The sequence below is a fragment of the Bacillus cereus group sp. MYBK108-1 genome, assembly GCF_051917185.1.
Taxonomy (GTDB): domain Bacteria; phylum Bacillota; class Bacilli; order Bacillales; family Bacillaceae_G; genus Bacillus_A; species Bacillus_A cereus.
Map to the genome: position 1 here is coordinate 23,989 of NZ_JBQAHZ010000027.1, position 12,483 is coordinate 36,471.

Sequence of the window (12,483 nt, forward strand, 5' to 3'; positions counted from 1 at the left end):
AAAGAAAAGAATATTTCTCCTATTTTTTAAAAATAGACTTATGTTCAAATTATATTCAATTATAACTAGTTATATTTAGTTATATTTAGTTATAATTAGATGTGTCAAAATGAAAGGGGATTTTTTTATGAATAAATTTATATTACGTTCCATCGGGGCACTTATACTTTCTTTCCTTCTTATATTTAGCGCTGCTTGTACAAGTGGGGAAAAGCATACAAAGTCAGCTGCTAAAGAGAATAAAACAGTTGAACTGACTATCTCAGCTGCTGCAAGCTTACAAGATGCATTAAAAGAAATCGAAAAACAATATAAAGAAAAAGAGCCAAATATCAAACTTTCTTTTAACTTCGGTGCTTCTGGAGCACTTCAACAACAAATTGAACAAGGTGCACCTGCTGATTTATTCTTCTCAGCAGCAGAAGATAAATTCCAAACCCTTGTAAAAAAAGGATTCATTAATGAAAAAGAGGGGAAAAATCTCCTTGGAAACGAACTCGTTCTAGTCGTCCCAAAAGATAGTTCTCTTACAAAAATTCAAGATTTAAAAGATGAAAAAATAAAAAAAATTGCACTTGGTACACCTGAATCTGTACCTGCTGGCAAATATGCAAAGGCTTCTCTAACACACGAAAACCTTTGGAATGATGTTCAAAATAAAGTCGTATTTACAAAAGATGTTCGCCAAGTGTTAACATATGTAGAAACAGGGAATGTCGATGCTGGTATTGTATACAAAACAGATGCTCTCATTTCGGATAAAGTAAAGATTGGTGAGACAGCAGCAGCTACTTCTCATGAGCCAATCCACTATCCTTTAGGTGTTATAAAGGAATCTAAACATAAGAAAGAGGCGACTTCATTTTATGAGTATTTGCAGTCAAAAGATGCACAATCTATCTTTAAGAAATATGGATTTACAGTCCTGTCGTAATTACTATGAGCATTGATGCTATTTTATCACCTGTCTTTCTATCTTTAAGAGTAGCTGCATGCGCCACTATTCTCGTTACAATTTTAGGGACAATTGTCGGGCGAGCACTAGCTCGCTCCTCATGGCGATATAAAGTACTATTAGAAACCATATTTTTATTACCAATGGTACTTCCACCAACTGTTATCGGCTTCTTTCTCATTATCATCTTTGGAAACAACAGCCCGATCGGAAAGTGGGTTGAATCATTATTTCAGCAGTCTATTATGTTCACATCTACTGCTGCGATCATTGCTTCTACAGTTGTTGCATTTCCGCTTATGTACCAATCAGCGAAAACGGGATTTTCTATCGCAAATGTACAAATTGAAGAAAGTGCTCGTGACCTTGGCGCAAGTGAATATCAAGTTTTTCTGCACGTTACACTTCCGCTCGCATTTCCTGCCTTACTAAGCGGGATGATTTTGAGCTTTGTCCGCGCGCTCGGTGAGTTTGGTGCTACACTTATGTTTGCCGGGAACATTCCTGGTAAAACACAGACAATCCCAACTGCAATTTACATGGCTATTGATGCAAGTAATATGCAACTCGCATGGACACTTGTAGTTATTACTATCGGTATGTCACTCGTATTTCTACTATGTATTCAACTTATTAATAAAAGAATTACTAACTCTTAAAGCAGCTTTTTTCGAAGCTGCTTCTTTATTTCTTAGGAAATAAAATATACCACCGGGAAATAACTGAATTTTACCTCTTATTAAAATATACATTTTATTTGAATTCACTTTCTAAAATAGGCAATTTCCTGTTATTATATGGAGGTGTTTCAAAAAATGAAGAAATGAAAACGCATTTATATCGTGAATTCTTCATCCTGTTTTAGCGATCGGTAATCTTCTACTCTATTAGTGGGGCATTACCGATCGTTAGAACGATATGTAACTATATTGGTATAGCAAACCGAAGGGAGTCTTGTAATGGACATTTTATTAGCGCTTCTTCCTGCAATTGCATGGGGAAACATCTTATTAGTAAGCGTAAAAATGGGCGGTGGTGCATATAGCCAAACGGTAGGTATGACAATCGGTGCTCTATTCTTCGCAACAATTATGTATGTATTTACTCAACCAGCTTTAACAATGACAATCTTAATTGTTGGTTTTATTTCAGGTTTATTCTGGGCTTTAGGACAAGTAAACCAATTAAAAACAGTTGAAAAACTAGGTGTTTCAACTACTGTAACGATTTCTACTGGTATGCAACTTGTTGCAACTTCTATCTTTGGGGTTATCGCTTTCCGTGAGTGGACTACTACTACAACGATCATTCTGGGAACGATTGCAATCCTATTAATCGTAGTTGGTGTTGTATTCACATCATTAGATGATAAAGAAAATGCTCAGCCACCTGGACAATTGAAAAAAGGACTTCTTACTTTAATTGTTTCTACTTTCGGCTATCTTGTATATGTAATTATTATTCGTTGGTATAATATCGATGGTTGGTCTGCTATTTTACCACAAGCAGTTGGTATGTTTGTTGGTGCGGTTGTACTGACGTCTAAACATAAACCATTTAACAAATATGCAATCCGTAATGCTTTGTCTGGTTTACTATGGGGAACTGGAAACTTATTCTTACTTCTTTCATTACCACGTGTTGGAGTAGCAACAAGCTTCCCATTATCTCAAACTGGAATCGTTATCTCAACATTCGGTGCGATTGTATTCTTAGGTGAAAAGAAAACAAAACGTCAATTGATCTTTATTGCACTAGGTAGTGTTTTAATTATCGGCGGCGCTGTATTACTTGGTATGACAAAAGCATAATCTTATATTCTATTAGTAAACCCCTGAAGCATATGTACTTCAGGGGTTTTTTAATTCTAATTATTTTCTAGATATAATTATTTGTATGTTCTTGCCCCTTATAATTGCTCTTCCACTCTAGCAAACCAGCTACACATATAAAGAGATTAATAATAGCTAATATTAGCATGAATTTCCTCCTTCTCATTATCCATTCCATCTACGGTAAGTCTTTTCTTTTTACAAAATTCTCTTAAAGATGATATCGTTTTTATAACATATCTCTACTAGAAAGGAATAAAGGATATGCTAACTAAACATCGAATTTTATTTATTGGTGCCGGTCGTATGGCAGAAGCTATATTTTCCGGATTACTTAAAACAAGCAAAGAGTACATCGAAGAAATTATCGTCTCTAACCGAAGCAACATAGAAAAGCTAAAACAGTTACAACATCGATATAATGTGTCTACTACAACAGATTGGAAACAGCATGTTACATCTGTTGATACGGTTGTTTTAGCAATGCCACCTTCGGCTCATGAAGAGTTATTAGCTGAGCTATCTCCGTTAATATCAAATCAACTAGTCGTAACAGTAGCAGCTGGCATTGGACCATCTTATTTAGAAGCTAGACTCCCAAAAGGCACGCCTGTTGCTTGGATTATGCCTAATACAGCTGCTGAAATTGGAAAGTCTATCTCCTTATATACAATGGGACAATCAGTAAACGAGATACATCAAGAAACCCTGCAACTACTTTTAAAAGGTATTGGTACTTCGCAACTTTGTACTGAGGAAGAAGTTCATCAGCTTACTGCAGTTACTGGAAGTGCACCAGCCTTCCTTTATTACTTTGCTGAAAGCTTAATTGAAGCAACAAAAAGTTATGGAGTTGATGAAGAAACCGCAAAACATCTTGTCATTCAAATGATTTCTGGCTCTGCTTCTATGCTTGAACAAACGCAAAATCCAGCTAACCTTCGCGAACAAGTAACAACGCCAGGTGGTTCCACAGCTGAGGGTCTCAAAACTTTATACGAATATAATTTTTCAGAGGCAATTCAAAAAGCAGTAGAAGCAACAAACAAAAAAGCTAGGGGGAAATAATATGATTTTAACAAGTTTAAAAGACTATACAACATTACATAACGGTGTAAAAATGCCTTGGTTTGGTTTAGGTGTTTTTAAAGTAGAAGATGGTTCAGAAGTAATTGATTCTGTAAAAGCAGCAATTAAAAATGGCTACCGCAGCATCGATACTGCAGCAATCTATCAAAATGAAGAAGGCGTTGGGCAAGCGATTCGTGAATCCGGTGTTTCACGTGAAGAATTATTTATTACCTCAAAAGTATGGAATAGCGATCAAGGATATGAAACAACGCTTCAAGCATTTGAAACTACATTAGAGAAATTAGGTCTAGAATATTTAGATTTATATTTAGTACATTGGCCTGTAAAAGGGAAATATACTGAATCATGGAAAGCATTAGAAACACTTTATAAAGATGGCCGTGTTCGCGCTATCGGTGTGAGTAATTTCCACATTCACCACTTACAAGACGTATTTGAAATTGCTGAAATTAAGCCAATGGTCAACCAAGTGGAATACCACCCACGTTTAGCACAAGAAGAGTTACATGCATTCTGTAAAGAACATAATATCCAGCTTGAAGCTTGGTCACCATTAATGCAAGGACAACTACTAGATAATCCAACGTTACAAGAAATTGCGACAAAATATAATAAATCAACTGCGCAAATTATTTTACGTTGGGATTTACAAAACGAAGTTGTAACAATTCCCAAATCAATTAAAGAACATCGCATTATTGAAAATGCAAACATCTTCGACTTTGAATTAAGTGCTGATGATATGAAAGCAATTCAAGCTTTAAATGAAGATCGTCGCGTTGGTCCAGATCCAGATAACTTTAACTTCTAGTAGAAAAACCACTGCCATATGCAGTGGTTTTTTCATTTAAGAAAACTGAAAATTTAAACTATATTTCATTTAGTTGACACTTCATTATTCAAGGTGTAAGATTTTGAATTATCAAAGAAACACAAAAATTAATAAAATTTATTCGTTTACTCATTGTATCAAGAGAGGTGGAGGGACTGGCCCTTTGAAACCTCGGCAACAGGTTCATTTTGAATACTGTGCCACTTCCTGCAAGCTTTATGCTTGAAAGATAGAATGAGGGACTTCGTTTATATACGGGTGCATAACTTGTACGTAAAAATCCCTCTTTCTCAATATGAAAAGAGGGATTTTTTATTTTTCATTTCCCTCATCATCATCCAAACTTAATTATTTAGGAGGAAAATCAAATGAAAAAGAAGTTTGTACCCGGTATTGCATCAGTTGTAGGAGTAAGTATTTTATTAACTGGTTGCGGTAGTTATAAAAACGAAGCAAGCGGAGCAAATGCAAAAGACGAGGTACCTAGTAAACAGGTTTTAAACTTATCTTCACCTACTGAAATACGAACAATGGATACGGCTCGTGCTACAGATACTGATTCTGGTCAAGTAATGAGAAACGTATTTGAAGGTTTGTATAATCTTGGTGAAGGTAACAAACCTGTTCCTGGTGTTGCAAAATCTCATGAAGTAAGTGGCGATAAAACGAAATACACATTCCATTTGCGAGATTCAAAATGGTCAAACGGCACTCCTGTTACAGCTAAAGATTTTGTGTTCGCTTGGCAACGTGCCGTAGATCCAGCAACAGCCTCTGAATATGCATTTTTATTCTTTGATATTAAAAACGCAACAAAAATTAACAACAAAGAACTTCCAGCCGACCAACTTGGTGTAAAAGCAGTTGATGACCATACGTTTGAGGTAGAATTAGAGCGTCCTGTTCCTTATTTTATTAGCTTAACAGCGTTCCCAACATTTCTACCAATTAATGAGGAATTCTTTAAAGTACAAGGTGATAAGTACGCTTTAGAAGATAATACAATCTTGTACAATGGAGCTTTTACACTAAGCGATTGGAAGCACGAACAAAGCTTTAAATTTAAGAAGAACCCTACCTATTGGGATAAAGATACTGTCAAACTAGAAGAAATCAATTTTAATGTCGTAAAAGAAAAATCAACAGAAGTAAATTTATTCGAGTCAAAACAATTAGATCGTATAAAACTAACATCTGACTTCGTCGATAAATATAAAAAGGATGCTAACTTTAAAGAACGTCCAAACGTAGGCGTACAATTTTTACGTATGAATCAACAAAACAAAGTACTTCAAAACGTTTCTGCACGCCAAGCAATTGATCAAACAATTGATAGAAAATCCTTTGTAAATACGTTATTAAATGATGGCTCTACACCAACATTTGGTCTCGTTCCAAAAAACTTTGCAAAAGGACCTGAAGGAAAAGACTTCCGTACTGCAAACGGCGATTTAACAAAAGTTGATACAAAATCTGCACAAGAGTTATGGAAAAAAGCTAAACAAGAGCTTGGTTCTGAAAAGATAACATTAGAATTATTAACGAGTGATGCTGACCTTGATAAGAAAACTGGTGAATTCTTAAAAGGACAACTAGAAAAGAATCTAGATGGATTAACAGTAAATATAAAACCTCAGCCGCGTAAGCAACAAGTTTCGCTTTTATTAAAAGGTGACTACGAAATCGGAATTGATGGCTGGAGCCCTGACTTTGCGGATCCAATTACATTCCTTGAGCTATTTACAACGAATAACCCTTATAACTTAGATCATTACTCTAATAAGGAATTCGATGAAACAATAGCAAAAGTGAAAACAACTTTAGCTGGTGATGAAAAAGCTCGCTGGGAAGCATTACTAGCATCCGAGAAAATATTATTTAAAGACTCTGTTATCGCTCCTCTTTACCAAAAAGGCGAATCTTATTTAGAACGTTCTTATGTGAAAGGAATTGTGCAAGTAGACTTTGCAGGTCAATTAAACTTCAAGTGGGCAAAGATTGAAAAATAAAGTGAAACTTTAATAAGTGGGGGTTTCTTCATCCCCACTTATTATTAGCCCACACCAATTGTTTTTTTAGCAAAATATATTAAAAATAGGTTCTCTCACACATGAGAATCTGCTTTTTTAATATATTATTCTGAGAAATTAACAATCTATTTTTATTATTGACATATAGTTCTTTTCAGTGTTAATATTCTAAATAATCAAAGAAACAAAATATTTCACCATCAAAATATAATGTCTACTACGTTGAAACATATAACGATAGATTATAGTTCAACATGTATATACATATAGAACACCTGATTACCTATAAACAAATATTTATAATAGGTTTTATCTCCTTCTATAGCTACTTCAAGACACGGACATTATGACGTTACGAACAACACATTTAGGGAGGAACGAACAATGAAGAAAAAAGTTGTACCTGTTGTTGCATCTGTTTTAGGGGCAAGTCTATTACTAACTGCTTGCGGGGGAAATAAAGATAATGCAAGCGGAGCGAAAGCAAACGATAAAGCACCTGATAAACAGGCAATTAACTTATCATTCGCTTCAGAAATTCCAACAATGGATGTTGCAAAAGCAACGGATGGGGAATCCATGAACGTAATGCGTAATGTTTTTGAAGGGTTATATGCAATGGGAGAAGATAATAAGCCGGTTCCTGGTGTCGCTGAGTCGGTTGACATTAGTCCCGATAAAACAAAATATACATTCCATCTCCGTGATTCAAAATGGTCAAACGGTACTCCCGTTACAGCAAAGGACTTTGCCTTCGCTTGGCAACGTGCCGTAAATCCTGATACAGCAGCTGAATACGCATTCTTATTCTTCGATATAAAGAATGCGAAACAAATAAACCAAAAACAATTGCCGATTGATCAACTAGGGGTCAAAGCTGTTGATGATAAAACGTTAGAAGTACAACTAGACCGTCCTGTTCCCTACTTCTTAAGCTTAACTACATTCTCAACATTCTTACCAATTAATGAAGAGTACTTAAAGTCTCAAGGCGATAAATATGGTTTAGAAACAAATCATTTAATTTATAACGGTGCTTTCACATTAGATAACTGGAAACATGAACAAAGCTTCCAATTGAAGAAAAATCCTAACTATTGGGATGCTAAAACTGTAAAATTAGAAGAAATCAACTTCAATGTCGTTAAAGATAAGTCTACAGAAGTGAACTTATATGATTCAGGACAAATTGATCGTGTTGCTTTAACTGCAGAGTTTGTTGATAAATATAAGAGCGATCCAAACTTCAAAGAACGCGCTGAAGTCGGCATTCAATTTTTACGACTCAATCAAAAAAATGAAACATTAAAAAATCAACATGCACGCCTTGCTATTAACGGCGCAATGAATAAAAAAGCTTACGTAGAAACAATCTTAAATAACGGCGCTGTTCCAGCTGAAGGAATGGTTCCTGCGAAATTTGCAAAGAGCCCAGAAGGCAATGACTTCCGTAAAGAAAATGGAAATCTAGTCAAGGATGATGTGAAAACAGCGAAAGAAAACTGGAAAAAAGCAAAACAAGAACTTGGTACTGACAAAGTAACAATCGAACTATTAACAAGTGACAATGCTTTAGCTAAAAAGACTGGTGAATATTTAAAAGGTGAATTAGAAAAGAACCTAGATGGATTAACAGTGAATTTAAAACCACAACCACGTAAACAACAGCTAAAACTACTATTAAGTGGTGACTATGAAATTGGTATTGACGGCTGGGGCCCTGACTTCGCTGATCCAATTACATTCTTAGATTTATTTACAACAGATAGTGCTTATAACTTCGATAAATACTCTAACAAAGAGTACGATGAGCTAATTCATAAAGTGAAAACAGATTTAGCTGGCGATGAAAAAGCACGCTTTGAAGCAATGAAGCAAGCTGAAAAAATTTTATTACAAGACGGCGCTGTCGCTCCTTTATACCAACAAGGCCGTTCTTACTTACAACGCTCTTTCATTAAAGGACTTGTAACAACTGACTTCGGTGGTGAGTTTAACTACAAGTGGACAGAAGTTACAAAATAATAAGTGCTAATAAAAAGGTATCCCACCGAGGATACCTTTTTATTTTATACTTCTTTAACTACAGAGCTTCTTCTTCCCTTTACCATTCCTTTTATAGCTAAAGTCATCACTGCTACTGATTGTGTAACCAATACAATAACTAATAATGAAATAATATTTCTCTCTAAACTAACTCCTCCAAATATTATTGTATAATAGCCATTCGCTGCATATGTTGCAGGAAATAATTCACTGATTGTTTGATATGTTTTAGAAAGCATTTCATGTGGCACAGTTACAACCATTTGTGTTAATGAAAGAAAGGCGAAAAAGACTATTGTCAATAATCCTCTTTTCCTTCTTTTTGCATTGAACCAAAACTCATCATAAATATAAACACAAACATCAAATATGTTCTCCACGTCAAAGAAGGTATATGCCCTGACCAAAGATAGCTAACTAAATAATTAATTCCCATAATACAAGACGATATTACTAAACTAATACTTATTAGTTTTACATATTTGAGCATATCTTTTCTCCTTGTTTTTATTTTTCTACTTCTTCAAACTGTAGATTCACCGGATCTTCTAAAAGTGTTTCATAAAAGTTCTCTGCCAAATCTGTTGAAGGGATTTTTTCATCTACTTCATCAAATCGAATACTATCTAGCCACACACAACCTTCTCCTGATAATAAAACACCAAATGCAATACCAAGTGCTTCTTCTTTTATATCTAATACAACCGAGTACGATTGCCAGTTATTCGTATTTTTAATGGGGCGATTTTGCATATTATCCATAGCGAGCGGTTCTGTATCTTTTCCATCTACTCGCATCCACAATCCTGCCCAATCTCTTACATTTTCACTCTTAATAAATGCTGTAAAACGTAATCTCTTCCCTACATATTTATCCGCTCGGAACATTTGCATTAATGTTGAAAATCCTCCATGCGTAACATTCTCTTTTGCTTTTATGTATGCAGATACTTTTCCTTGATGGACAACTTCATAATCTAAACCCATCTCATATTCAGCAGGATGACTTCCACTTAAGATCCATCCTTTCGGTATACCTTTTTGCATTGAAACACCCTCTCTTTCTATATAAAATGACTGAAAGTACTTTCGATATTTCTTTGGTGGCAATTGAAACATTCTTTTAAAAGCTCTCGTAAATGCCTCTTGTGAGGAAAAACCGTATTGCACTGCAATATCAATAACAGCTCTCTCCGTTGACACTAAAACTTGCGCAGCATGAGTTAACCTTCTCTTTCGAATATAATCTGTTACACTCATCCCAACATATCTTTGAAAGATGCGATGAAAATGGTACATCGATACTGCACTGTGGGATGCCACTCTTTCTGTTGTAAGCTCCTCATGTAAGTGATTCTCTATATATTCAATTGATTTTTTTATTATCTCTTTATATTCTTCATGCATTTTAGCCCCTCCCTCACAACTTCAATTTACCATATACATACAAATCGTTTTTGATTTAAATTGCGGATTAGTCCTTGTGACTGCAGGATAATAATTTATTTTCAACACATACATAATTACATGTTTTTGGGAAAAACTTGTATAGAACGAATTTACATAAGGAGGAATTTATAATGAGAATTCTACTATCAGTTTTATTAGCTCTTATGCTAGTACCTGCATTAACAGGATGTAAAGCTCCTGCCAAAGAAGACACAACTTCTAATAAAAAGACGACTGAAGAAGCAAAAAATGAGGCCCCTGCAGATTTAAAACTTAATTTTAATGAATTTAGTTTAGATACAGACTATCAGGATACAAAGAAAGACTACGAAGCAGATTATAAAAATGTAGCGGCTGATAAGAAAATGGAAGCAAAAATTGAAGATCATAAAGCAGATGTAAATTTAACAGGAGACGAAGCTATCACAAAATTAAGCCCACTTCTACAAGAATTAAAATTTGATAAAGATACTCCTGACCAAGAAGTAATCGATCAAGTAGTGAACGTGTTCAAACTTGATAAAGACTATCAAAAATTCGATTTAGAAGTTGTCTTCTCTGATGGAACGAAAAAAGAATATAAAAGAGAAATAAAATAAAGAAGTAGGCGGTTGCCTACTTCTTTATTTTTTAATTTTTGCGTATCTTAATTCTGGACTAGAACCAATAATGAATTGGACACCGGATACTGATGATTTTTGTAAATAGGAAGCACTTGGGAAAATAATTGGGATTAATGGTGAATCTGTAAACATAATATCTTCCGCTTTATGCAATAATTCAAAACGCTTATCCTCGTTTTGTTCAACTTTTGCTTCTTTTATTAAAGCGTCAAATTCTTTATTATGCCATTTTGCATAGTTATTTGGACCATCACCTGCATATAAATCTAGTTTAGTAATTGGATCTAATAAAGAGCCGCCCCATCCCATATAAGCTAATTGGAAATCACTTTGCTTGTATGTGTCGATGTAACTCTTCCACTCTTTATTTTCTAATTTAATATCTACGCCAAGATTTTTCTTAAACATTTCTTGCATTGCTTCTGCTACTTTTTTATGTTGTGTATCTGTAGTGAATTTTAATGTTACTTCAGGTAATGTAGACCAGCCTTGTTCTTTCATACCTTCTTCTAATAATTTTTTCGCTTCTGCTGGATCAAATTTAACGTAACCACCTTTTTCTTTACGGAAATCACGCCCACTTTGTGTTTTTGCTCCTTCTGGAACGAATGCATTTGCTTCTTGTGCATTGTTTTTATACAGTTTTTCAACAATAAACTTACGATCAACTGCTAATGAGAATGCTTTACGTACTTTCGCATTTGTGAACGGCTCCTTTTCTACGTTAAACGAATAAATATAAGATGAAAATCCTGCAACACGTTTATATTCTTTATTTCCTTTTTCTTTCTCAATCATTTCTTGCGGTAAACTACTTAGTAAATCTAATTCTTTTGATTTGTATAATTGGTACGCTGTTTTAGAATCTGGAATAATACGAAACTCAATTTCTTTTAATGTTACCTTTTTATCATAGTATTCTTTATTTTTTTGTACCGTAATAGCCTGATTATGCTTCCATTCTTTTAATGTGAATGGTCCGTTCGTAATTAACTCTTTTGGATCTGTTTTTAATTTATTATTATCATCAATTGATTTTTTTGATAATGGAATGAATAATGAGCTTGCTAATTTTTGTTTAATGGAAGACACTGGGTGCTCAAGTGTTACCTTTAATGTTTGAGGATCAACAACTTGAATACCAACTTGTCCTTCTTCACCTTTTCCAGTATTATACGCCTCTGCCCCTTTAATAAAATACATTTCTGTCGCATTCATAGAACCCGTTTTCGGATTTAATAATCGCTTCCATGCAAATTCAAAATCATTTGCTGTAATAGGAGAACCATCTGACCATTTAATATCTTTCTTCAAATGGATTGTATATTCAGTTCCATCAACATTTACTTCTTCTTTCTCTGCTAATTCATTTTGATATTTTCCATCACTATCTTGCGTATATAAGCTTGAGAATAAATGTCCAATTACATAACCTGAAGTACTATCTGTCGCAATAGCGGAATCAAGTGTATATGGATCGCTACCAATATTCGTTACTAATCGATCTCCTTCTCCCTTACCAGCACTCGCCTTTTGCGTCTCTTTCTTACCGCAAGCGACAGAAGTAATTGCTAAAACAGTCATAATGACAAACAGTAAAAACTTCTTCATCCTACATTCTCCT

General features: G+C 34.6%; 12 protein-coding genes and 1 riboswitch. Of the genes, 8 read left to right on the forward strand and 4 right to left on the reverse strand.

All coding sequences use genetic code 11. The annotated features are described in order from the left end of the window. The first annotated feature begins 127 nt into the window (after positions 1 to 127). The 7 genes from modA (at position 128) to ACTFSL_RS25900 (ending at position 8,766) form a co-directional block, all read left to right on the forward strand. Positions 128 to 934 carry a molybdate ABC transporter substrate-binding protein gene (gene modA, locus ACTFSL_RS25870; protein ID WP_440042629.1) on the forward strand — a complete coding sequence of 269 codons (807 nt, stop codon included), beginning with the start codon at positions 128 to 130 and terminating at the stop codon, positions 932 to 934. Between the two features lie 5 nt (positions 935 to 939). Continuing rightward, complete coding sequence (gene modB, locus ACTFSL_RS25875) at positions 940 to 1,614, forward strand: molybdate ABC transporter permease subunit (RefSeq protein ID WP_000020526.1); 675 nt, start codon at positions 940 to 942, stop codon at positions 1,612 to 1,614. Positions 1,615 to 1,914: 300 nt separating this feature from the next. Further along, the gene (locus tag ACTFSL_RS25880) at positions 1,915 to 2,766 is read left to right on the forward strand and encodes a GRP family sugar transporter (RefSeq protein WP_000353544.1); all 852 of its coding nucleotides are present in this window, start codon (positions 1,915 to 1,917) and stop codon (positions 2,764 to 2,766) included. A gap of 285 nt (positions 2,767 to 3,051) precedes the next feature. Further along, the gene (gene proC / locus ACTFSL_RS25885; protein ID WP_000956253.1) at positions 3,052 to 3,855 is read left to right on the forward strand and encodes a pyrroline-5-carboxylate reductase; all 804 of its coding nucleotides are present in this window, start codon (positions 3,052 to 3,054) and stop codon (positions 3,853 to 3,855) included. 1 nt (position 3,856) lies between these two features. After that, positions 3,857 to 4,690 (forward strand): aldo/keto reductase, encoded by an 834-nt coding sequence (locus tag ACTFSL_RS25890; RefSeq protein WP_000604203.1) that lies wholly within the window; start codon positions 3,857 to 3,859, stop codon positions 4,688 to 4,690. A 152-nt stretch (positions 4,691 to 4,842) separates the two neighbouring features. Then, a riboswitch (SAM riboswitch) is annotated at positions 4,843 to 4,947 on the forward strand. Positions 4,948 to 5,079: 132 nt separating this feature from the next. After that, positions 5,080 to 6,720 (forward strand): peptide ABC transporter substrate-binding protein, encoded by a 1,641-nt coding sequence (locus ACTFSL_RS25895; RefSeq protein ID WP_440042632.1) that lies wholly within the window; start codon positions 5,080 to 5,082, stop codon positions 6,718 to 6,720. A 405-nt stretch (positions 6,721 to 7,125) separates the two neighbouring features. Continuing rightward, positions 7,126 to 8,766, forward strand: coding sequence for a peptide ABC transporter substrate-binding protein (locus ACTFSL_RS25900; RefSeq protein ID WP_000731086.1), 1,641 nt, complete (start codon positions 7,126 to 7,128; stop codon positions 8,764 to 8,766). 44 nt (positions 8,767 to 8,810) lie between these two features. On the opposite strand, the gene ACTFSL_RS25905 is transcribed toward ACTFSL_RS25900, so the two are convergent. Genes ACTFSL_RS25905 through ACTFSL_RS25915 form a run of 3 tightly spaced genes read right to left on the reverse strand, consistent with a single transcriptional unit; the run spans position 8,811 to position 10,194 of the window. Continuing rightward, complete coding sequence (locus ACTFSL_RS25905; RefSeq protein ID WP_000156944.1) at positions 8,811 to 9,089, reverse strand: hypothetical protein; 279 nt, start codon at positions 9,087 to 9,089, stop codon at positions 8,811 to 8,813. After that, on the reverse strand, positions 9,086 to 9,277 hold the full coding sequence (locus tag ACTFSL_RS25910; RefSeq protein WP_000922547.1) for a hypothetical protein: 192 nt from the start codon (positions 9,275 to 9,277) through the stop codon (positions 9,086 to 9,088). Before ACTFSL_RS25910 ends, ACTFSL_RS25905 begins: the two co-directional genes overlap by 4 nt. 17 nt (positions 9,278 to 9,294) lie before the next feature. Next, positions 9,295 to 10,194, reverse strand: a complete 900-nt coding sequence (locus ACTFSL_RS25915; RefSeq protein ID WP_000544202.1) for a helix-turn-helix transcriptional regulator — start codon at positions 10,192 to 10,194, stop codon at positions 9,295 to 9,297. Between the two features lie 173 nt (positions 10,195 to 10,367). Between ACTFSL_RS25915 and ACTFSL_RS25920 the strand changes: the two genes are divergently transcribed. Then, complete coding sequence (locus tag ACTFSL_RS25920) at positions 10,368 to 10,835, forward strand: YusW family protein (protein WP_061456698.1); 468 nt, start codon at positions 10,368 to 10,370, stop codon at positions 10,833 to 10,835. Positions 10,836 to 10,859: 24 nt separating this feature from the next. Here ACTFSL_RS25920 and ACTFSL_RS25925 read toward each other — a convergent pair whose 3' ends face one another. Further along, complete coding sequence (locus ACTFSL_RS25925; protein WP_440042633.1) at positions 10,860 to 12,470, reverse strand: peptide ABC transporter substrate-binding protein; 1,611 nt, start codon at positions 12,468 to 12,470, stop codon at positions 10,860 to 10,862. Positions 12,471 to 12,483: the final 13 nt, after the last annotated feature.

Excerpts from the sequence above, each read along its gene's own strand:
- ACTFSL_RS25920 (WP_061456698.1), top strand. The coding sequence starts at position 10,368 with ATGAGAATTCTACTATCAGTTTTATTAGCTCTTATGCTAGTACCTGCA.
- ACTFSL_RS25910 (WP_000922547.1), bottom strand. The coding sequence starts at position 9,277 with ATGCTCAAATATGTAAAACTAATAAGTATTAGTTTAGTAATATCGTCT.
- modB (WP_000020526.1), top strand. The coding sequence starts at position 940 with ATGAGCATTGATGCTATTTTATCACCTGTCTTTCTATCTTTAAGAGTA.
- ACTFSL_RS25895 (WP_440042632.1), top strand. The coding sequence starts at position 5,080 with ATGAAAAAGAAGTTTGTACCCGGTATTGCATCAGTTGTAGGAGTAAGT.
- ACTFSL_RS25915 (WP_000544202.1), bottom strand. The coding sequence starts at position 10,194 with ATGCATGAAGAATATAAAGAGATAATAAAAAAATCAATTGAATATATA.
- proC (WP_000956253.1), top strand. The coding sequence starts at position 3,052 with ATGCTAACTAAACATCGAATTTTATTTATTGGTGCCGGTCGTATGGCA.
- ACTFSL_RS25880 (WP_000353544.1), top strand. The coding sequence starts at position 1,915 with ATGGACATTTTATTAGCGCTTCTTCCTGCAATTGCATGGGGAAACATC.
- ACTFSL_RS25925 (WP_440042633.1), bottom strand. The coding sequence starts at position 12,470 with ATGAAGAAGTTTTTACTGTTTGTCATTATGACTGTTTTAGCAATTACT.
- modA (WP_440042629.1), top strand. The coding sequence starts at position 128 with ATGAATAAATTTATATTACGTTCCATCGGGGCACTTATACTTTCTTTC.
- ACTFSL_RS25890 (WP_000604203.1), top strand. The coding sequence starts at position 3,857 with ATGATTTTAACAAGTTTAAAAGACTATACAACATTACATAACGGTGTA.
- ACTFSL_RS25900 (WP_000731086.1), top strand. The coding sequence starts at position 7,126 with ATGAAGAAAAAAGTTGTACCTGTTGTTGCATCTGTTTTAGGGGCAAGT.